The following is a 19,652-nucleotide window of genomic DNA, read 5'->3' on the forward strand; positions in this document are numbered from 1 at the left end:
CGTTATGAAAAGCGGCGCAACTTGATAATCCTGCCCGAAGCTACCTTATGCTTGGGCTTGGCCGCTCGAATAACCTTGCTCGTACCATAGTCCGTTGTTTCAACGAGCACGCCATTCATGACTTCCATCACACTGAGCCCGGCCGCCAGCGTATTGATGTAGGCCGCATTAATCGCGCCTTTCGCCATGGCTGGAATTTTCTCTTCCAGCCGGCTCACCAATTCATCACATAACGGTTGGTTGTCATTCATAACTAGCACCACATCCTAAGCCAGCATGGAGCCAGCCATCGTGTCATTTCTGCGTTCATGGACAAGCACGGCCGTTCCTTGGGATGCACGCAAGACGTACTTGGCCGTCGACACCACGTAAAATTTGTACGGAAATTACCATTAATGGCCCATTAAAACTCGCCGTCTTCGGCAAGATCTAATGACTGAGAAATGGCAACTCCAGCCTCAGAGAGCGGCTTCCAGAGGTCACTGTTTGGCCATTTTGACTCAGCTTTTTCCCGCGATGACGACGACCCCAATCCGCTCTGCCAGATTGAGCACTGTGTCGAACGCAGTCGAGTCGCCGGTCAAGCTGCGTGACGCCCCCTGCGGATGGAGCGCGCCGTCAGGAATCCGGTCACCAAAGAGCACCACCGCACGTGCCGAATCATCTTGTCGCGACACCCAAGACAGCCCTTGGGCATCTGGACACTGACGGTGGATTGCCTCGGCCCATTTGCGCGTCGCAGGATATTGATCTTTCTCAGTGTCGATCAATTGTTTGCGCGTGATGCCCAGTTTCCGCAGGGGCACGCTGGACAGATCAACCAGTTGCAGCGGATGGCTAACCTGGACGGCAGAATGCACCTGTCCAGTCAGCTTGCCTTTGTCGAAGCTCTTAAACCCAGCCGTATGGGGAACGTCGTGGAAGACGGTCTCCATCAAGGCGCAATCGACTGTCGTGCCTCCATACAAGGTGGGAATCGCCCGCCCCTGATCATCCTGGATCGGGCTAAAGCGTGCGTTGCCGTGCACACCAGGATTGAATTGATCAGGCTGATACTTATCCTGATGCACACGGTGAAGCACATCGCCTTTGGCGATCACGGTGAAAGTGACGTGCAACGTAGCCGCAGGCACTGGGGTAACGGACGCCGCCAAATCCGTGGGAGGCGTCGCCCCACCCTCACTGGACTCGGTACGCTGCTTAGCCATGGACAATGCCTTGGATTTCATCCTGTGCGGCAGCAATCACCCGATCAGGCGCCGATGCCAACAGGTCCTGAGGTCTTTTGCCTCCCAGAAAACTATTATCGGACCGAAACCAGTAAGCCATCCCCCAGCCGTCCTTGTGGCCAGCGAAAGCCTCGATAATTTTGGCCAGTGCCTTGAACGGCCGATAACCCGCGTCCGGGTCCAAGCCGTAACCCGGGAAATAGTCGACCCCACCGTGACTGATGGCAAAAATCTGCCCCTGCTTTTTCCACTTGTTGGGCTGAGCACTCGGATTGCGGATACTCAACTGGGCCACCTGCGCGATGTCCACGGCGGTCAACCAGTCACCACTTTCCAAGACTGCTTTGCGGGCCTGGACCAGCATCGCCGCTTCCTTGAGCAAGCGAGGCGAAGGTGGCTTACGCGTCACAAACACCTCGGCCAGTCGCTCCAGCGACTTCGGGTCCTGACGCTCCTGCAGCACCTCGTACATCGAAGAAGCCACATTGGCGAAGTTTTCCGCCAACGCCTCAAATACGCTGAGGTTGACCTGATCGAATGACACGACCAGCACTCGGTCCGCATGCGAGCGGCTCAAGCTAGCCCGAGCCTCCTTAGGCGTACCGACCAAGGTGGAGACACCCGGCTGCTCTGTAACGCTCATGGAAATCTCCTCACTAGTTACCTAGGTTATCTACGCTATCTAATCGTAGCATAGTCTTGATAACCCTAGTTCCAACCTAAGCTCCATTCATCTGGATGCATAGGTAGGTTTGAGGGGAGCACGCTATGCCGTCGATCAGCACGGCGACTCTGGGACGAAAAGTCTAAGGATACGATCTTGGCTTTCAGGCGTGGCGAGCGCGCTAAAGGCCAGCAATGGTGCACCGAGAGTCGGCACAAACCCAGTTCAGCACTGCTTGAATTCCCAGCAGTCCAAGACGTCAGAACGGGCGGTCCCGCCCCTCCCTAGGGCTGAACATCTGCATCACATCGTTTGGCATTGCGCTCAAGGCGTCGCTGATCGCGGGGATCGAGACCCTTCGCGACCAGCGCCCTGGCGATATCACGCAGAGCGCGAGCATCGCGTAGGCCTATTTCAGGATAAGTACCGAGCGAAATACGAGGCTGTTTGCCCGCCCAAGAAAAACGAAAGTGCCAACTCTTGGTGCCTTTCGTATTGACGAAAAGCGCAAGGCCATCAAAGTCAGGGAGGGTGTAGTTTTTGGCGCGAGGCCTGGCGTTTCGGACCGCCGTATTGGTAAGGACCATTGTACTAACTCCACTCATATGGATGAAGGAGGGTTGTACCGTTTTCGGAGTGCCAAGCAACTCTAAAAACTGATTTACCAAGCGTCGAATTGATGTACTAAAAAATGTACTAAAAAATTGCGGCTATTGATGTATCAGAGTGGACTTTACTGGAACTAAAAAAGAGGCCGAAGCCTCTTTCTTTGGTTTCCACATACTTCAATGGAAGTCTATAGAAAAATAATTGGAGCGGGAAACGAGACTCGTATCTGGTGTCCGACTCATTGAAATATAAGGGGTTTATTTTCTTGCCGGAGCAGGAAAAGACTTAATTCTGGACTTGTTTTTGACGTGCATCAAGGGCTAATAGGGTGGCATCGAATCTATGCGACTTTGTTCGATCTACAGCCCATCGGGCGGCAAAGTCCACATTGGCAGCCGACTCGACGGCCGCTCACAACCGGATCCTGGCGATTAAAGCTGCATGCGGCGAATTGCCAATGACTATAAAAAGTCGCTTTTCGGTGATCCCAATTCCTCTACGCTGATTTCACGCATGCGGAATTTCTGCACCTTGCCGCTGACGGTCATCGGAAAATCGTCAACGAACTTGAAATGGCGCGGCGCCTTGAAGTGAGCGATCCGGCCCTTGCAGTAATCGCGCAGCTCGTCGGCATCTGCCTGGTGCCCCTCATGCAACCTGACCCAAGCTACGATCTCTTCTCCGTAGACCTTGTCCGGCACACCGATGACCTGCACGTCTGCCACCGCAGGATGAGTAAAGAAGAACTCTTCGGGGAAATCGTTCTCTCCCACACGGCGGCGCTCCCGGATGCCATCGCTGAGGCCGTCGCTCACCTCCCGGCCGACGCGCCGCTGCTCGAGTTGGTGGAGGGTGCGCTGGTCGAAATGGTCACACGGTATCAAACTCCACAGTTGCGAGCGCTTGCTCGCCTGATACGAGATACGCCGACTCTAAGTGCAGGGGACCAGGCGAAGTATGACAAGGTTGAGCGGGCCTTGGCCAAGGCCCTGGCCAACCGTAAGGATGTGCCTGAAGACGACATTGCTTGTCGCGTGGCCGCCGCGACCGCCATCGGCATTCTCAAGCTCGCGGTCGAAGCATGGCTGAGCGGGCCAGATGCTGGACCTGGGCCATTCTGCGAAGCGGCGTTCGCTGCGCTAAAGAACGTCGTAACAAAAGCCTGACATTGGCTTCAGCCCTCCAAGTCCTGAAGTGCTCTGATGCGGATCCCACACTCGTCTGACGGGCTGGTTTTCCCGAATGCGACTCGCCATTGCGTGCATCGCCAGGCTACTGAGCGCCGGATCGTCCGCGGAAAAGCGGCTGATCCCGCGCAGAGATGAAATCTCTGCGACCGAGCCGTCCAGATCGTGACCACCGGGAACTGTGCCAGCGCAGTCCGGCAGGAAGAAACCGGATCTCCGGCGGTAAGGTCCAGGGCATAACCAGCACTCGTCGCGATGCGCGTCGGCGTTGATCGATGCCTGCACGCCCAGCCATTCCGCAGCGTCGAGCGCGATCAGGGTGCAGGTGTCCGGCGCGAGGATGTCGGCACAGCGCGCGATCTGGGCTAATCCGGCGGGGATCATCATCGCTGGATAGGTCATGGTACCGCCGGCCGCGGCGACATCAGCGGGCGGGAGCGGATAGCCGGTGGTCAGTTGCATCCGTTGCAGATTGGCGGGCCGGCCGAGCTTGACGCGAAGATTGCGCAGGTTCGCGCATCTCGCCCCAGCGCTTCCAGCGATTGTAGAGCGTCTTGTGCGGGCCATACTCCTTTGGCGCATCCCGCCATCGCAAACCGTTGCGATTGACGAAAACGATGCCGCTCAACACCCGCCGATCATGAACGCGGGGCTTGCCGTGGCTCTTGGGAAAGTACGGTTGCAGACGCGACATCTGCTCGTTCGTCAGCCAGTAAAGGTCGCTCATTCTCAGTCTCCTTTCGGAGCTTGAATCAGATCGCGCCGCTCACATCAATGGGTCCTGACCCTAAGCAGGGATCGTTGATCCAAGGTGCAAAAAGGTCGCGGGGCCTGCCCTGAAGGTAGGGCTGAATGCGTCAGCTGCAATCATATGAGCAGTAATATCATGAGCTTCTAGGGCTGATTTCGACGCCCATCTCTCAATCAAAACAAATTGGTCTTCATCGTCGGTGACCCTATGAAGGTCGTATTGCAGGCATCCATCTTCATTTCTGACAAGTGGGGCAAGCTTTTCAAATGCATCAATTTGCTCTTGTCCTCGCCCCGCCTGGGTAGAAATCAAAATTACCAGCTTCACTTCATTAAACATAAACATGCTCCATGCTGGTGTTCAGAAATTTGATTGCACGCTGCTGTAGACCACCAGTGTGATGGTCATGGCAGGAAAGCAGGATTTTGCGTCATGCCGCAAGCTACAGTATTTACCCGCCCATAGTCGTGCCAAGGTGTGTTCGCCAGCCGCTTACGTTCTATCGGCGCAGTGGCCACCTGAAGCACAAAGTCAAAATCAATCTGCGCAAAGCGCCCTTGCACACCCAACTCCAGCGCCAGTTGCTGGTCGTCGCTGAAGCGGATTTCGGCGATCAGTTCATCGCGTGTGGCATACGCAAAATCGTCGTGCAAGTACGGGTCATCCGACAGGTTGATCTGCGTGGTCAGGTGCCGATAACCCGGGGCCGAGATAAAGAAATGGATATGCGCCGGCCGCTGCCCATGGCGCCCGAGTTGATCAAGCAACTGTTGGGTCGGTCCGGTCGGCGGGCAGCCATAACACGACGGCACGATGCTGCGAAAACGGTAGTTGCCCTGGGCATCGGTTCCGATGCGTCGACGCAGGTTGAACGCCGATTGCGTCGGGTCAAACCACGAATACGTGCCGCCGGTGTTGGCCTGCCACACATCGACAATCGCGCCGGCCAGTGGATTGCCGTCGGTGTCACGCACCTGGCCACGCATGAACAGCGGCACGGCAGCGTCGGTCACGTCATCCAGGCGCGCTTCGTACTTGGACAACGGCGCACCAGCCACGTACAGCGGGCCTTCGATGGTATGCGGGTGCCGTGCCACCAGCCTTGCTGGCCTCGACATGCTCAATGTCAGCTTGCTCGAGACGGAAAAAAAGTGATTCCTTTCAGCCCAACAGCGCCGCAGAAAATCTGCTGTTAAGTTCAGGTGCACGCATTGTTCACCAGCCTGCCGGCGAAGCTTTTTACCACCCGATCATGGATCTCATCCAACTGCCGACAAAAGCACAATTTCACGATGAAGGCGGGTTCTACGCCACGGCACTTAATGAGCTGACGCATTGGTCCGGGCATCACGCTCGGTTGCAGCGCGAAGGCATAACGTCAGCCTGCCCGCTCGGCTCGCCAGGCTAAGCGTTTGAGGAGCTGATCGCCGAGATGGGGGCTGCGTTTTTATATGCTTACGTCGGCATTCAGGGGGAACTGCGGCGCGAGAGCTACATTAACTCTTGGCTCGGCCTACTCAAGGTAGACAACGTGCGATCCTCCGCGCCAGTGATCAGGCCCGAAGCATCTCGGAGTATGTACTCAACCTGGATCAGCAACTGGAGCAAACGGTAATGAATGACTCGCAATGTATGAGCGACGGAGTTTGCTGATTACCTTCCCGCTGCAATCGCATCACAGGGCCCAACGCGAGTGGGTCTTTTCCACGCCTGCGCTTAGCCTTTCAGGTCGAGACTCTGGCGGGAGGGTTTCTAGTTTACGGTGATCAAAGACTTGAGTTCACGCTTCCGCTAGCCTGGAGCGCTCGACCGATATTCTTTGCCGCTACCATCGTCAATGCCAGCGCTCGACGTTCTAGTTCCTCGATGGAGCATCGCACTGCTGGCGCTGCGATACTGATGGCCCCGACAGGGTAGCCGTCGATATCCAGCACCGGAACGGCCAGGATTCGAAGCCCTTCGGCGAACAGCGAATCTGTAATCAAGTACCCGTCCTTTCGAATTTGTTCCAATACCTTGGAAAGCGGCTTGGCGAGCGTCTTGCCGATGAATGGCGTAGTGGAGGAAAGCGCCTCAATGCGTGCGACTTCTTGCTCGGACAGGAACGCCAGGATCGATTGGCCAATAGCTGTCTGACAAGCAGGAACGGTGGTTCCGATACGAATATCCACACCCAGTCTAGTAATACCGGCTCTTACACGCTCCAGATACAGCACGTCTGCGCCCTGCAGAACGGCGAAACTGGCGGCTTCACTGGTTTCGCTGACGAGCCCCCTCAAAACAGGACGGACCAGACTACGCAGGTCTGTGTGCGCGATTGCATGAAAGCCCAGATTAAGGATCTTGAGCGTTAAGGAAAATCGCTTGCTTTCAGGTATTCGTGAAACATATCCGAGGTCTACCAGCGTATTCAGCATGCGGTAGGTCGTGCCTGGATCCAGATCCGCCTTGTCAGCGATCTGGCTCAACGTAAGCTCATCGCTTTCCGCAGTGAAGGCTTCTAGAACGCGGAATCCCTTAGCCAGTGACTGAACAGTGCTGCGTTGATTTTTATCTTCGCCAGCGGCGTCCGTGGCTTGGTTTTTTACCGGGATACGTGGGGCCATGCTCGATTTCTACCTAATGTGGTCATGTTTTTCGGAATGCGAAAAAATATCAAAGGAGAATATCACTCGACGACGATTTGTCCCAACGCAGATTCAGGGCGCGTGATGCATAAAAAAGAAAAAATAGCGAATGAACCAAAAAAAGGTTGGGCTCCGGAGAAGACTGGTGTAGTGTATTTGAAAATAAGAAAAATATTTCGCAATCCGAAACATAAGAGAAGCGAATAAAATATGAACCACACTGCTAAGCAATATGCCTGCTCCACCGGTGCCACATACCGAGATCAAGGCACTCACGTTAAAGCCTTTCCGTATGTGACCCGCTCATGGGGGACCCGTGTCGCCTCAGGGTCGTATCCTCAGCCAGCTCTGATTTGCGCTCAACCCAACAGTACGCCCTCCTTCCATGGAGCGTGTCACTTCGATCAGGCTGGTATTGTGTACTCGGGCCTTTTGACGCCACGCGTGAATGACGCTTTCAATTCATCTTTTAAAAAACTTTCCGGCCGTTTTCCCTGCCGTGGTGGGCGCGTCTATAACGTGCACGTTTCCGAAAAGCTAATGAACTAGTAATGGAAATTGAGCTAACGCTGATTAGCTCAAATCGGTTAAGCCATTGCACTGTGTTTCTCACTGCGAGCTTCGTTCGCCTCGAATAACGCAAACAATAATAAAAGGAAGTGCCATGTTGATGCAGCAAGTTGAAACTGAGCCCTTACCAGAAAAAGTAAATAGTCAGGCGAATATTAGTGCTCGCCTAGAACGGCTCCCTATTACACGGCAAGTGTTTTGGACCAGGAACATTATTGGCGCCGCAACGTTCTTCGATGGCTACACGGTGATTGCCATTGCCTACGCGATGCCGGTTCTGGCCAAGGAGTGGAGCCTTAGCGGCACCCAGATCGGCATGATCCTCTCTGCAGGTTATTTGGGGCAGCTGTTCGGTGCCTTGCTCTTTGGATGGCTGGCCGAAAGAATCGGACGCATGAAGGTCCTGACGTTCACCATCTTGCTCTTTGTGTCGATGGACGTGGCCTGCCTGTTTGCGTCCAGTGCCGCGATGATGATCGCTTTCAGATTCATACAGGGTATCGGCACGGGAGGGGAAGTCCCGGTGGCGAGCGCCTATATCAACGAGTTGATTGGGTCCAAGAAGCGAGGGAAGTTCTTTCTTCTGTATGAAGTCATGTTTTTGCTGGGCCTGGTAGGAGCCGGGATTATTGGCTACTTCCTCGTACCAATATACGGCTGGAAAGCGATGTTTGCGGTAGGCCTGATCCCCGCCATGCTGCTGATCCCACTTCGCTTCTTCCTGTTCGAGTCGCCGCGCTGGCTCGCGTCCAAGGGACGTCTGGACGAGGCTGACCGGATTGTCACTCGTCTGGAAAACAGCGCGATTAAAGCCGGCAAGACGCTGCCACCAGCAGTCGAAGTGCCGCAGATGCATGGGATCAATAACAAGGGCGGCTGGTGAGAACTTTTCAAAGGTATTTATTTCAAGCGCTCACTCGTTATCTGGGCCATGTGGTTCGGCTCCTATATGGTCGCCAACGGGCTTATTACCTGGTTGCCAACACTCTACCGTCAACATTTCCATCTGCCCCTTGAAACCAGCCTGGCCTATGGCTTCATGACCTCAGCCGCCGGCGTGGTCGCCGCTGTGATATGTGCGCTGCTGATTGATAAAGTCGGTCGACGTCGCTGGTATATAGGTGCCTTGTTCCTTGCCGCCATACCGCTGGCAATATTGGCAACGACAGGTGCCACTGCGCCAATCAAAATTCTGGTGCTGGCGGGATTGGGATATGCGTTGGTCCAGACAGTGACTTTCTCGCTCTATCTGTATTCGGCGGAACTTTATCCTACTCGTCTAAGAGCCTTGGGTACGGGTGTAGGCAGTGCCTGGCTAAGATTGGGTTCGGCATTGGGACCGATCATCGTAGGGTTCACTGTGACTGGCGTTGGTGTTCAATATGTGTTCGGTATCTTTGCGGTCGTCTTATTGATAACAGCCGTGGTCACTGCTTTTTTCGCCATTGAAACCAAAGGCCGAATTCTGGAGGAACTTTCACCATAAGTTTCAACTTTCAACCAATTAAGACTGCGGTACCTGACTCAGTAGTAAATCCAGAACACATCAGTGTGTTTTGCGCCCGCGCATGCGTTATTTGCGAAATTCTAACTAAACCAGAGGTAATGAAATGAGCACTAAAAACACTATCGACCTTAAAGGCCTCGTTCCTGCTCCTGTCACGCCGTTCACTCGTGAAGGTGAGGTTGATTACGCAGCTATTCAGAAACTGGGGGCTTGGCTTGGCAGCTTTGACGGTGTCAAGGGGCTGGTTGTTCTGGGCCACGCCGGTGAGGGAACCTTCCTGACACAGGAAGAACAAGGCCGTGTCATCCAGGCTTTCAAGGAGTCGGTAGGCGGTCGTTTGCCTATTATCGCTGGCATCACCGGCGAAGGCACTCAGGTAGCCGCTGAGGAGGCCAAACGCGCCGTCGCCAACGGTGCTGCTGCCGGCTTGGTATACCCGTCTCACGGCTGGCTGCGTTTTGGTTATCAGAAAGGCGCTGCTCAGGACCGCTATAAAGCGATCTACGAAGAAAGCGGTATGCCACTGATCCTATTCCAGTACCCAGACGTGACCAAAGCGACTTATGACCTGGAAACTCAACTGGAAATCGCCCAGCAGCCTGGCGTGTTTGCCATGAAGAACGGTGTTCGTAACATGCGCCGTTGGGACACCGAGATCCCGGTTATCCGCCGTGAAGTTCCCGAGCTGCAAATCCTGACCTGCCATGACGAATACCTGCTGCACACCATGTTTGACGTGGACGGCGCACTGGTCGGCTATGGCAGCCTGACTCCAGAGCCGCTGATCGAGCTGATCGCTGCCGGTAAGCGTCGCGACTACCCGGCCGCGCGTGCCATTCACGACAAGCTGCTGCCGGTCACTCGTAACGTCTACCACCGTGGTTCCCACATGGAAGGCACCGTGGCCCTGAAACATGGCCTGGTTGCCCGCGGCATCCTGGATCATGCCACCGTACGTTCCCCGCTGTTGCCACTGGCCGAGGGTGCCGACAAGGAAATCGCTGACGCGCTGCGCAGCGCTGGCCTGATCTAATCCTAAGCCAAGCCGGTGCCGTGCTCTGAAGGGGCCGGCTTTCAGGTGAAGTACATGCCAGGGGCCTGTTCATCAGGTCCTTGGCACACTCGATTCGGATATTTCTCCACCTACGATTGACGATCCGTTTTCCCGGGAGAAGCGGCATTGCGCCCACTCAACTGGTGATAACAGGCCGACATTGCCCTTCAATAAAAACAACAGGGGACAGGTCTTGAACATTCAGACTAATCGCGCAACTTGTGTGCTCTTCATTCCAGCTTTGGTTTTACCTTTCAATGCATTGGCTCAGGGTTTCGTGGATGATACTACCGCTACTCTGAACTTCAGGAATTTCTTCTTTGACCGAAATTTCACTGCACCTGGTGTGGCACAAAATCAGGCTCGTGAGTGGACGCAAGGTTTCATCTTCGACCTCAAATCCGGCTTTACCCAAGGTACTGTGGGGTTTGGCGTTGACGTGCTTGGGAAGTACGCAGTGAAGCTCGATGGCGGAGCAGGAAGGTATGGCGCGTTACTGCTGCCAAAGGATGCCGACGGTGATCCTGCGGGAAGTTTCGGTAGACTTGGCGTTGCGATCAAGGCGAAGGTCTCGAATACTGAATTTAAGGTCGGCGAATGGATGCCCAACTTTCCTATTGTCACGGCGGATGACTTTCGCGCATTGCCGCAAACATTTCGCGGTGCCCAGATTTCTTCGCAAGAGATTAAAAACTGGTCCTTTTATGCTGGCGAGTTGAGCAAAACTAGCATGAGAAACGACTCGTCCATGGAAGATCTTTCGTATGGATCGGCTCGATCAGATTCTTTCGAGTTTCTCGGCGCGGACTATCGCTCCACTACCAAAAACACAACCGTCCGGCTTTGGTCTGGCGAGTTGAAAGACATCTACGAACAGCATTACCTCGGACTGAATCAGAAATGGCCATTGGCTGAAAGGATATCGGTTAACGCCAACCTTGGTTATTTCTGGGGCAAAGACTCAGGAAGTGCCAAGGCGGGTCAACTGGATAACCGCACCGCTTCAGCGCTGTTGAGCCTCAACATCGCTGAGCATGCGATCAGCCTGGGGCTGCAAAATGTCTCGGGGGATACCGGCTGGATGCGCATCGGCGGGACCGGCGGTATCTATCTGGCCAACAACACCTTCAACCATGCGTTCGACAACCCCCGAGAACGCTCTTGGCAGGTTCGCTATGATCTCAATTTTGTAGGCTACGGCGTTCCCGGTTTGAGCTTCATGACGCGTTACGTTCATGGTGACAACGTGGAGCTGAAAAATGTCAATGATGGTTCTGAGTGGGTGCGGGAATCGGAGTTGGGCTATGTAGTCCAGAGCGGAACACTCAAGTCTTTCTCTGTTCGTTGGCGAAATTCCAGCGTCAGGCGCAATTTCAACGCCAGTGATTACGATGAGAACCGTCTGATCGTCAGTTACCCGCTAGACATTTTCTGAGGGTTAACTGCCTCGCATGGAGTTGCAAGAGGTTGTCTAACTGATTGACGTGAAGGGCTAAATATCGGCTAATGCTAAGTCTTGGCATATCCTAGCGAGGCCAATTAGCCGGTAGTTTTCGCCTTCGCGTAGATAGAACAAAAGTTGGTGCCAACACCGCTTATGGATCCTATTCGCTCAGCGGCCGCGCTGGTGATAGAAAGGATGCTTACGATATGGTGCTAGAACGCTCAACCATCAGCAGAGCCTTGGATTAGTTAGCAATCCCTAAAAAATTTGCTTGACCGGAAATGGGATAACCTCGCCGAGTTGGTCAACCAAGGAAACAGCTACCGTAATTAGCTAGTTCTGATTTATAGACAGTCGGTGAGAGGCCTATCCATTAGGAATGGAGGTCCGCCACGCTATGACTATTGATGTTTTCAATCCGAATACGAAAACCTTCTATCGCCCTGTAGATGCAGCATTGCGTTGGTGCAATCTCACTCGCTACGAAGCCCAAATTGTCCGGGCAGATTGGTCTCGTCCCGAGAACCTTGCAATCCTATTTCCCCAATGGCCCAGTCTTCACATCGCTTTCGAAAGGATTTTAGACGCCATACGTAATGGTGAACTGCCGTACGGCTGCCTCGGCATTTCTGTTCCTTTCGGAAGCTATGTAGAACCCTTTCAGCTGACCATCCGCCATTCAGACTTACGCCGCTGGATGGAAATTCATTATCCCGACCATAAGCCGAGTTTTTTATTCGAGTCCGGTGAGGATGTACCAGCAAAGGTGAGCCTCGGAACTTTTCTCTCATTGAAAGCAGACCGAGACGAGTTATCGAGGGAGCTGAAAGCGCAACAGCAGCGCTTCCATGAGGTACTTGCAGAACTCAAGTCGATTGGACTCGAAAGAGATGACCTCAAAGCCTTGACCAAAACTAATGGCCAACTCAGCGAGCGCAGCGAACTGACCTATCACAATATCATTGGGGCATTGGTCAGCCTTCTCTTGGACCATTCGCCCGCCGGAAAACCTCTTTCGGTATTCACGAATCAAGCAGCCATCGTTGATGCCATTGTCGCTCGTCACAAAGATGTGCCCGGCCTCAGCAAGCGCACGCTGGATGAAAAATTTGCCGTAGCCAATCGTAGCATCAAAAAAAATACCTAATCGGGCCAATTGCGTTGCAATAGGGTTGATTGCAATGCAATGACTCATCCGCCGTGGTGCGATTCAATCCATGTCACTTCCCAACACGCGCCAATTGGCGCCAGGAGTGACTAGCATGTCCAGCCAATCTGTCCCCTCAGTTGAAGCGCCTCAACCCCAACGCCACATCATGCGGCGTGAGGAGGTCGAGCAAAAAACCGGCTTCAAACGTGCGCACATTTACAACCTGATGAAGGAAGGCAAGTTTCCGCGGGCGAAGCGTATCGGACTGCGCGCAGTTGGCTGGGACTCACTGGAAATCGAGCACTGGATTGCAGAACGCCTTTCGCTACAGGAGTGAGGTGATGCACGTGGTCTCGGTGGTGTCCACCAAGGGTGGCGTAGGCAAAACTACAGTAGCGGCGAACCTCGGTGGCCTGTTGGCCGATGCTGGTCTGCGTGTTCTGCTCTTGGATCTAGATAGCCAACCCACCCTCTCCAGTTATTATTCACTGAGCCAGAAAGCTCATGCAGGTGCGTACGAGCTCATTGCACTCAATCTAACAGTGCCTGAACGAATAATATCTAGGACTGCAGTCGTCGGTCTCGACCTGATTTTCTCCAACGACGATCAAGGTCGACTGAGCACCTTGTTGCTGCATGCACCTGACGGACGACTGCGCCTGCACAATTTGCTCAACGAGTTGAGTCTCAATTATGACCTGCTTTTGATCGACACTCAGGGAGCACGCAGTGTATTGCTGGAGATGGCCATCCTGGCCTCGGATCTCACCCTCTCTCCCATCACGCCGGAAATGCTCGCTGCCCGCGAAATGCGCCGTGGCACCTTGAAGTTACTGAGTGAGCTCAAACCGTTTCGCCACCTAGGCATCGACCCGCCGCCCTTACGGCTCTTACTGAACCAGGTGAACGTCAATCGAGTGGACACCCGGATGATCATCCGAAGCCTGCGCGAGACTTTCGCAGAGGCTACCAATATCTCGGTGCTAGACACCGTAATCCCCGACCGCGTGGCATCTCTCAATGCCGCCTCCCTCGGTTTACCGGTCCACCGAATAGATAAGTGCCTATCGAGTAAACGCCAACGTTCGCCGTGTGCGTTAGAAATCATGCAAGCGCTGGCTATCGAATTATTTCCTGAATGGCGCGAAGCGATCTCATCGGTAATGAGGTGTGCGGAGCCTCGATAAAACAAATCGCCCAATCAGCATTTCACCAATTTATTTTTGTTTGATCAGCCTTGAGCCCAGCAGGGCTTGGTAAGGAGTTTTCTAATGTTGGATCAGTTTCCTATCGTCGTTCAGCCTTCCATTCGACCACGCGACGCGGCTTGCGAGGAGTACTGCACCGTGGTTTTTCGTCTGCAAGGGGGGCGCTCGGCCATGGTGTGGTTCCTCGCAGAACTCTCCCAACATTTCGAAGGTTCAGGGACTGCCGAAATCGTGAAATTCGAGGTCGGTGACCATTTGCGTAGCCTGCGTTAACCGAGGCGGTTGCGATGAAGAAACTCAGTCAGGAGGAAGTCACCGACAAGCTGCACCAGGACCACTTCACTCAAGGTCCTGGACTGGAGCGACTCTCCGATCCAGTCATCGACACTCCCATGCTGGTCACTCTGGAACAGTTACGCCCCTACGAGCACAATCCACGCTTCATCCGTAATCCGCTGTATGAAGATATCAAAGCCTCGATCCGTGAACGCGGGCTAGATCAACCGCCACCGATTACCCGCCGCCCGGGTGAAACCTCTTTCATCATCCGCAACGGCGGCAATACGCGCTTGGCGATTCTCGGCGAGCTGTGGCAGGAAACTCGCGATGAGCGTTTCTTTCGAATTCACTGCCTGTTCCGACCTTGGAGCAATGAAACCAACGCCCTACTCGGCCATTTGGCGGAAAGCGACCTGCACGGCCAACTCACGTTCATCGAACGAGCTCTGGCGGTAGCCAAACTCAAAACCATGCTGGAGTCGGATGGCCCAAAGCTCTCACAACGGGAGCTGGCTCGACGTCTTGCCGCTGGAGGCTATCCGGTTTCGCAGTCGCATATCAGCCGGATGCTGGACACCCTCGAACACTTATTACCCGCCATTCCACAAACTTTGTATGCCGGGTTGGGTAAACCCCAGATAGAGCGTCTGATCGGTCTACGTAGTCAGGCTGAACGAACCTGGAACCGTTATCCAACTGCCATTGCGTTTGCAGAGTTCTGGCTGGAAACCATGGGCTACTTCGATGGTGATCTTGACTCGTTTGATCTTGAGCAGATCCAGGACGAACTGCTCGAACGCATGAGCAGCTTGCTTGGACAGTCCTATCGTATGCTGGCCCTGGAGCTGAGCGATACCCAACGAGTCGTCTCCACGCCTGGGACTGTCACCATTACGCCCTTAGACAATAGCTATCCGCCAAGCGAGCATGAAGCCGCGGCAGAACCGCCCTCCTCCGGCGCGGAATCAAAATCAATCGAGGCCGAGAGCAGGATAGAGCCAATTTCAGAAGAACTGCTCAGAGCACCCGAAACAAATGCTTCACCTGCGGTCAGCTCTCTACCACGCGTTCAACAGATTCGTGAGCAAATCGATCGCGAGATATCCAGCAAGGCGACGTCTCCAGTCGAAACCTGCCCAATGGACGACCTCTGGATCATCACACCACCGCTGGATACCCCGGAACAACTGCGTTTAGCCATTGCTGGACTGGCTCGGGAAATGGCGGCCTATGCCGGAGATGCCAAGAGCATCATTGATCAAAAGCTTGGTTTGGGCTTCACCCTAGACATTAAGCGACTTGATCTTTCAGCGCCTCGCTCGACCGGCGTTCACCTAATTCTCCTGGCCCTGCTACGTGCTCAGGACGAGGTGAACTGGGAAGATCGCAAGCAAGTACCTTCCGCATTGTTCGGGCAGCTGTTGTTGGGGGTCTATCAACTCCCTCTACCAGATCGACCAGTCACGGACGTGGGGCTGGAGCGACTGCCTGACAGTCTGTTAATCAAGCTGTTTCGCCTGATCCGCCTGGCCCGGCGTCTAATCGACTTAACGCTCACCGCTGAAGACAACTCGCCGGAGGAGCTGAGATGAACTTATCCTTCAATATGCTCAATCAAGCCATGCTAACCCAGGTACTGCACGAACTCCGCCTGGGCAACCTGCAACGCTGCAAGGCACTTGGACTGAGTGAGGATGACATCTTCGTGCTGCAATCCTTACCACCGACCACGTTATCGCGCCTGGCCCATGCCACTGTTCCTTGGCTTGAGGTCAAGATTGACTCACCAGTACTACATCGATTGATCGAACAAGCTGACCGCGATGAACAGAACGAACGGTTGATCAATCGAGCGCTCAAGCTCGGCGCCAGCAGCACCATCATGTACCAGTGTTTTGGCTTGGCGCATTCGGAAACAGCCATGCGCCGGCGGCTACTCAAGATAGAAACCCGTAAAGGCCGCCCTCAACATTTGAGCGAAGCGCAGGAGCATGCGTTGTGGCAACGTTGGTGCCAAATACGAACAGAGGATGGCACCGAGGATAAACTCGACGCCATGATGATGCTTGCCGAAGAACAGCAGATCAGCTTGACCATCGTTTGGCAGCAAATCGACCAGTACAGCAACAAAACATGAATGCTGTTCCTGCCAGTCGCTGGCAACGTGTCCTGCAGCAATGCACACAGCAGCTGCATGAGCGCTGGCCAGCACGCCCTACCACTGAACAGCCCTCCAACCAGGCTCTACAGGCTGGCTTTCTGTTTAGTGGCCAATCACACGAAATCGTGCCACGTCGGCTGCTGTTGGATAATCGGCTGACGCCATTGGAGCGAAATGCCTGGCAGGTATTTCGACTCATGCTGCAAGGCCAGGGCGTGGTCACGCCGCGCTATGAGGATTTGCAGCCTTACCTCTCGAGCGTGCCCTACGGTGCGTTAGCCTCGCGTGAAACCATTGCTCGCGTGTTGACGATGCTCAGGCTCACTCGTTGGCTAAGCTTGGTTAGCCGCGGTCGCGATCAAATCAGCGGGCAGCTACAAGGTTCTTTGTATGTTCTGCACGATGAGCCGTTAACCCCCGCCGAAGCCATGGAGCTCGATCAGAACTACCTAGAACTGGTCGGACATGCCCTCGGTCATGCGACAAAGGCCGTGCGTATTGTCGCTCAGCACATTGTGGAGGAGGTCCGACAGGACACGAATATCGATCAGGGTCGGTTACCGACGCGGCTGGACAGTTGGGGCGAACAGAGGGCGCAGCAAGGCTTGGATCAGCCACCCGGTGATGCATTCCACGATTCCGAACGTGGGGAAGATCACCACGTTCGGAATCGTGCAGGCCCTCGTTCGGATTCCGAATCAGGCTCGAACCCTAACGTTTCCGGCACCGTTCGGAATCCGAACGCTGCCTGTACTGTATTAAAAGAAAGTAAATGTACAGTACCGCGCGCGACCTCTACTGTGGATAACCTGCACTGGCCCACTTCGCTGCGCCTGAACCCAAGCGAACGTCAGGCCATCGCCGTGGCGCTGAACAAGCTCAACCCAGCGGATCAGCAGGCGGTACTTAACGAAGCGGGGGCACGCTGTGCGGCCGGTGGTATACGCAAGCCAGCTGCCTATCTGATGGGCTTGGCCCAACGTGCGCTGAAGGGCGACTTTCGTCCTTGGGCAAGTCAGGCCGAACCATCACCCATCGCAGAACCGCCCCCAGCCGCCCCTTCGCGGCCATCTCGAAAAAAGGGCGAACCTGCGTCAGCCCTCGCCCAAGCATGCCTAAATGAGCTGCGCCAACTGCGTGGAGGCAGTGGACGTCAGTAGATTTGATGCCAGTGGCATCAAATCCATAGAGTTCCAATCTACGAAATATCGGACCGAACCATGGAGCGTTTAGGGAAACGCCTGGGCGTAGTTCCAATAAACGTAGACGTCAGGCATTTGCCTTCTCTCACCAAACCGAATAGACCGCATTCAGCTTTTTGGCTGTCCTTGCCCCTCATCTGTCGCAACGTCCCGTCCAAGCCAATGCGAGGACAACACAATGGCCGATCACTATCAACTCAATCTGGGTTCATTGCGCAGCAGCATCACCCTGACCCTGCATACCCACCATGCAGCCCGTATCTGGCAAGGTCGAGCCGCACGCGAAGGCGTCCACTCAATCATGGGTATGGCCGGTTACATCAGTGTCACCAACCTGATCAAACAAGCCGCGGCCCAGGACGATCCCTATGCCGATTGGGCCATCGTTCAGCTCGAAGAAAAACTGATGCAGGCAAAGGCTGGGATGGGAGAACTGACCCAACAGCTGGACCGGATCAGACAGGACTTGCCGACTCAGATCGACATGGGGGACAACCTCAACATCCACCCCGTCACTTTGCCATTGTACATCGGCAGTCAGCTGGGTTTTCTGGCGGTTTACCTGCTAACCGACTACGACACGCTGGTCCGCCATACCCTCTTGGCCCATCACACGGCGTTGATCGGCCGAAGAGACATGGAAGCCTGGATCGACGACGGTGCCCACCTGTTACGCAGCCTGTTCGGTCAGGCGCAACGTTATCGACATGCCGGCGTTACACGCGATGATATGGCAGCAAATAATGCCCGCGCCCTGGCGGCCGTGGAGAAGTATGGATTGCCCCCGATGGACATCCTTGAGGGTCATCGCCGTTCTCAGTTTGCGCCGCCGATCATTCGCCGTGGTGCTGTAGCAGTGGATGACGCTGACGCTTTGGCAGAGGTAGTAGACGGTCCGTCTGCGAGCGTAGATGAGTCGGAGGCTGATGCATGAATCCCATGATCCCGATTCAGCCAATGCCCTTCGAAGCGTTAACACCGGATGCCTATCGGCAGCTCGAACACGCTGCCTCCCTAAAAGGCCTTTTAAAACCTTTTAAGGGTAAGGGGGAGTTGGAGCACCTGGCGCAGGTGGCGAGGGAAATCGAGGCGCAGCTATGTCGCCTGATGGAGGCTGTGGTGCAGCAAGCCGGGCAGCCACCGTACTCGCTATTGAAGATACGATTGGTGCTGCAGAAGACCAGTGCGGGCAGCACCTTTTTGCGTTGGCGCACCCGTGATTTTTCTCGCATGGGTGTGGCGGTTTGGGAACGTCAGATCTCCAACAAAGCACTGCCGCAGATCGTACGAAAGGAATTGCACCGTTTCGAATGCGCGCGTATCGCACTAAACCTTCAGATGAGTGTGGTGCATTCGCTCTACCGCCAGGCTACGACCTGCGCGATCAAAATGGCCAGTGCCGAACAGTTGCTGCGCCAGTTCACACCCGCATTGGAGAAAACACGATGAGTACTTTTTTCGTCGGCGAAGGCAATATCGGCAGTGCGCCAGAGTTCCAGGAGTTCGCCTCAGGCAATGATGAGCCACGGCGCTTGCTACGTCTGAATGTGTACTTCGACAACCCCATCCCACGCGAGGGCAGCTATGAAGATCGGGGCGGCTATTGGGCGCCGGTTGAGCTCTGGCACCGTGAGGCTGAACACTGGAGCACGCTGTACCAGAAAGGCATGCGCGTACTGGTCGAAGGTCGTACGGTGCGCGATGAGTGGGAGGACAGTGAAGACAATGCACGGGTGACCTTCAAGATCGAGGCCCGTCGAGTTGGCATCCTGCCTCACCGGGTGCACAGCGTGGTGATGCGAGAACGCTCCAGTGAGCCGGCGGCCGCTCAAAATACTGAGCAGGCCAGCTCGCCGACCTCGAAACCCAGGAAACACAGAGGGCAATCACCTAAGGCCTGAACGACTTCAGGCATAAAAATTGCGCCTTTGCGCGAAGTTCCTGGCCTGTCATTGCTCGCTGCTCATGAAGCCCCCACCCAGTTACTAACGCTCCAATAAGGTAGCAGCT

19 protein-coding genes and 6 pseudogenes are annotated in these 19,652 nt (G+C 54.8%); 15 read left to right on the plus strand and 10 right to left on the minus strand.

The window, feature by feature from the left end; all coding sequences use genetic code 11:
- Positions 1–2: 2 nt before the first annotated feature.
- From HU731_RS26515 to HU731_RS26535, 5 genes and pseudogenes are all read right to left on the minus strand, one after another.
- On the minus strand, positions 3–251 hold the full coding sequence (locus HU731_RS26515; protein WP_186606235.1) for a hypothetical protein: 249 nt from the start codon (positions 249–251) through the stop codon (positions 3–5).
- Positions 252–500: 249 nt separating this feature from the next.
- Positions 501–1,208: an RES family NAD+ phosphorylase gene (locus HU731_RS26520; protein ID WP_186606234.1), complete on the minus strand. Its 708-nt coding sequence runs from the start codon at positions 1,206–1,208 to the stop codon at positions 501–503.
- A complete protein-coding gene (locus tag HU731_RS26525; RefSeq protein ID WP_186606233.1) occupies positions 1,201–1,872 on the minus strand; it encodes a hypothetical protein in 672 nt (223 codons plus the stop codon). Before HU731_RS26525 ends, HU731_RS26520 begins: the two co-directional genes overlap by 8 nt.
- Positions 1,873–2,213: 341 nt before the next feature.
- Positions 2,214–2,480 (minus strand): annotated as a pseudogene (locus HU731_RS26530) (Arm DNA-binding domain-containing protein); the annotation flags it as partial.
- 483 nt (positions 2,481–2,963) lie between these two features.
- Positions 2,964–3,278, minus strand: a pseudogene (locus HU731_RS26535) (AMP-binding enzyme); the annotation flags it as partial.
- 90 nt (positions 3,279–3,368) lie between these two features.
- On the opposite strand from HU731_RS26535, the gene HU731_RS26540 reads away from it, so the two are divergent.
- Complete coding sequence (locus HU731_RS26540; protein ID WP_234306295.1) at positions 3,369–3,668, plus strand: acyl-CoA-like ligand-binding transcription factor; 300 nt, start codon at positions 3,369–3,371, stop codon at positions 3,666–3,668.
- Here the strand turns inward: HU731_RS26540 and HU731_RS26545 are convergent.
- The 4 genes and pseudogenes from HU731_RS26545 to HU731_RS26560 form a co-directional block, all read right to left on the minus strand.
- A complete protein-coding gene (locus HU731_RS26545) occupies positions 3,642–4,151 on the minus strand; it encodes a hypothetical protein (RefSeq protein ID WP_186606231.1) in 510 nt (169 codons plus the stop codon). The genes HU731_RS26540 and HU731_RS26545 overlap by 27 nt on opposite strands.
- A 58-nt stretch (positions 4,152–4,209) precedes the next feature.
- A pseudogene (locus tag HU731_RS26550) lies at positions 4,210–4,416 on the minus strand (transposase); the annotation flags it as partial.
- A gap of 60 nt (positions 4,417–4,476) precedes the next feature.
- A complete protein-coding gene (locus HU731_RS26555) occupies positions 4,477–4,779 on the minus strand; it encodes an antibiotic biosynthesis monooxygenase family protein (RefSeq protein ID WP_003235795.1) in 303 nt (100 codons plus the stop codon).
- Positions 4,780–4,844: 65 nt separating this feature from the next.
- A pseudogene (locus HU731_RS26560) lies at positions 4,845–5,525 on the minus strand (dioxygenase family protein); the annotation flags it as partial.
- Positions 5,526–5,547: 22 nt separating this feature from the next.
- Between HU731_RS26560 and HU731_RS26565 the strand changes: the two are divergent.
- Positions 5,548–6,093 (plus strand): annotated as a pseudogene (locus HU731_RS26565) (zincin-like metallopeptidase domain-containing protein); the annotation flags it as partial.
- A gap of 113 nt (positions 6,094–6,206) precedes the next feature.
- Here HU731_RS26565 and HU731_RS26570 read toward each other — a convergent pair.
- The gene (locus tag HU731_RS26570) at positions 6,207–7,046 is read right to left on the minus strand and encodes an IclR family transcriptional regulator (RefSeq protein WP_003235801.1); all 840 of its coding nucleotides are present in this window, start codon (positions 7,044–7,046) and stop codon (positions 6,207–6,209) included.
- 859 nt (positions 7,047–7,905) lie between these two features.
- Here HU731_RS26570 and HU731_RS26575 point away from each other — a divergent pair.
- The 13 genes and pseudogenes from HU731_RS26575 (at position 7,906) to HU731_RS26635 (ending at position 19,543) form a co-directional block, all read left to right on the plus strand.
- Positions 7,906–9,123 (plus strand): annotated as a pseudogene (locus HU731_RS26575) (MFS transporter).
- Positions 9,124–9,247: 124 nt separating this feature from the next.
- Positions 9,248–10,177 carry a dihydrodipicolinate synthase family protein gene (locus HU731_RS26580; RefSeq protein ID WP_003235804.1) on the plus strand — a complete coding sequence of 310 codons (930 nt, stop codon included), beginning with the start codon at positions 9,248–9,250 and terminating at the stop codon, positions 10,175–10,177.
- Between the two features lie 214 nt (positions 10,178–10,391).
- Positions 10,392–11,633, plus strand: coding sequence for an OprD family porin (locus tag HU731_RS26585; RefSeq protein WP_003235806.1), 1,242 nt, complete (start codon positions 10,392–10,394; stop codon positions 11,631–11,633).
- 406 nt (positions 11,634–12,039) lie between these two features.
- Positions 12,040–12,789 (plus strand): hypothetical protein, encoded by a 750-nt coding sequence (locus tag HU731_RS26590; protein ID WP_080627553.1) that lies wholly within the window; start codon positions 12,040–12,042, stop codon positions 12,787–12,789.
- A gap of 115 nt (positions 12,790–12,904) precedes the next feature.
- Complete coding sequence (locus HU731_RS26595) at positions 12,905–13,129, plus strand: AlpA family transcriptional regulator (RefSeq protein WP_003235809.1); 225 nt, start codon at positions 12,905–12,907, stop codon at positions 13,127–13,129.
- Positions 13,130–13,133: 4 nt separating this feature from the next.
- Positions 13,134–13,979: a ParA family protein gene (locus HU731_RS26600; protein ID WP_186606230.1), complete on the plus strand. Its 846-nt coding sequence runs from the start codon at positions 13,134–13,136 to the stop codon at positions 13,977–13,979.
- Between the two features lie 84 nt (positions 13,980–14,063).
- On the plus strand, positions 14,064–14,273 hold the full coding sequence (locus HU731_RS26605) for a hypothetical protein (protein WP_003235812.1): 210 nt from the start codon (positions 14,064–14,066) through the stop codon (positions 14,271–14,273).
- Positions 14,274–14,287: 14 nt separating this feature from the next.
- Entirely contained in the window at positions 14,288–15,871 is a 1,584-nt protein-coding gene (locus HU731_RS26610; protein ID WP_186606229.1) for a ParB family protein, read from the plus strand.
- Positions 15,868–16,416, plus strand: coding sequence for a DUF2857 domain-containing protein (locus HU731_RS26615; protein WP_003235817.1), 549 nt, complete (start codon positions 15,868–15,870; stop codon positions 16,414–16,416). The genes HU731_RS26610 and HU731_RS26615 overlap by 4 nt, the downstream gene beginning before the upstream one ends.
- Positions 16,413–17,600, plus strand: coding sequence for an STY4528 family pathogenicity island replication protein (locus HU731_RS26620; RefSeq protein WP_032871003.1), 1,188 nt, complete (start codon positions 16,413–16,415; stop codon positions 17,598–17,600). Before HU731_RS26615 ends, HU731_RS26620 begins: the two co-directional genes overlap by 4 nt.
- A 220-nt stretch (positions 17,601–17,820) precedes the next feature.
- The gene (locus HU731_RS26625) at positions 17,821–18,576 is read left to right on the plus strand and encodes a PFL_4669 family integrating conjugative element protein (protein ID WP_003235820.1); all 756 of its coding nucleotides are present in this window, start codon (positions 17,821–17,823) and stop codon (positions 18,574–18,576) included.
- Positions 18,573–19,091 carry a DUF3158 family protein gene (locus HU731_RS26630; protein ID WP_003235822.1) on the plus strand — a complete coding sequence of 173 codons (519 nt, stop codon included), beginning with the start codon at positions 18,573–18,575 and terminating at the stop codon, positions 19,089–19,091. Before HU731_RS26625 ends, HU731_RS26630 begins: the two co-directional genes overlap by 4 nt.
- Positions 19,088–19,543: a single-stranded DNA-binding protein gene (locus HU731_RS26635; RefSeq protein ID WP_003235824.1), complete on the plus strand. Its 456-nt coding sequence runs from the start codon at positions 19,088–19,090 to the stop codon at positions 19,541–19,543. The genes HU731_RS26630 and HU731_RS26635 overlap by 4 nt, the downstream gene beginning before the upstream one ends.
- The last annotated feature ends 109 nt before the right edge of the window (positions 19,544–19,652 follow it).

The sequence above is a fragment of the Pseudomonas salmasensis genome (genome assembly GCF_014268375.2).
GTDB lineage: Bacteria > Pseudomonadota > Gammaproteobacteria > Pseudomonadales > Pseudomonadaceae > Aquipseudomonas > Aquipseudomonas salmasensis.

Coding starts and splice junctions, on each gene's coding strand:
- HU731_RS26515 (WP_186606235.1), bottom strand. CDS start 251: ATGAATGACAACCAACCGTTATGTGATGAATTGGTGAGCCGGCTGGAA.
- HU731_RS26520 (WP_186606234.1), bottom strand. CDS start 1,208: ATGGCTAAGCAGCGTACCGAGTCCAGTGAGGGTGGGGCGACGCCTCCC.
- HU731_RS26525 (WP_186606233.1), bottom strand. CDS start 1,872: ATGAGCGTTACAGAGCAGCCGGGTGTCTCCACCTTGGTCGGTACGCCT.
- HU731_RS26540 (WP_234306295.1), top strand. CDS start 3,369: ATGGTCACACGGTATCAAACTCCACAGTTGCGAGCGCTTGCTCGCCTG.
- HU731_RS26545 (WP_186606231.1), bottom strand. CDS start 4,151: ATGCAACTGACCACCGGCTATCCGCTCCCGCCCGCTGATGTCGCCGCG.
- HU731_RS26555 (WP_003235795.1), bottom strand. CDS start 4,779: ATGTTTAATGAAGTGAAGCTGGTAATTTTGATTTCTACCCAGGCGGGG.
- HU731_RS26570 (WP_003235801.1), bottom strand. CDS start 7,046: ATGGCCCCACGTATCCCGGTAAAAAACCAAGCCACGGACGCCGCTGGC.
- HU731_RS26580 (WP_003235804.1), top strand. CDS start 9,248: ATGAGCACTAAAAACACTATCGACCTTAAAGGCCTCGTTCCTGCTCCT.
- HU731_RS26590 (WP_080627553.1), top strand. CDS start 12,040: ATGACTATTGATGTTTTCAATCCGAATACGAAAACCTTCTATCGCCCT.
- HU731_RS26595 (WP_003235809.1), top strand. CDS start 12,905: ATGTCCAGCCAATCTGTCCCCTCAGTTGAAGCGCCTCAACCCCAACGC.
- HU731_RS26600 (WP_186606230.1), top strand. CDS start 13,134: ATGCACGTGGTCTCGGTGGTGTCCACCAAGGGTGGCGTAGGCAAAACT.
- HU731_RS26605 (WP_003235812.1), top strand. CDS start 14,064: ATGTTGGATCAGTTTCCTATCGTCGTTCAGCCTTCCATTCGACCACGC.
- HU731_RS26610 (WP_186606229.1), top strand. CDS start 14,288: ATGAAGAAACTCAGTCAGGAGGAAGTCACCGACAAGCTGCACCAGGAC.
- HU731_RS26615 (WP_003235817.1), top strand. CDS start 15,868: ATGAACTTATCCTTCAATATGCTCAATCAAGCCATGCTAACCCAGGTA.
- HU731_RS26620 (WP_032871003.1), top strand. CDS start 16,413: ATGAATGCTGTTCCTGCCAGTCGCTGGCAACGTGTCCTGCAGCAATGC.
- HU731_RS26625 (WP_003235820.1), top strand. CDS start 17,821: ATGGCCGATCACTATCAACTCAATCTGGGTTCATTGCGCAGCAGCATC.
- HU731_RS26630 (WP_003235822.1), top strand. CDS start 18,573: ATGAATCCCATGATCCCGATTCAGCCAATGCCCTTCGAAGCGTTAACA.
- HU731_RS26635 (WP_003235824.1), top strand. CDS start 19,088: ATGAGTACTTTTTTCGTCGGCGAAGGCAATATCGGCAGTGCGCCAGAG.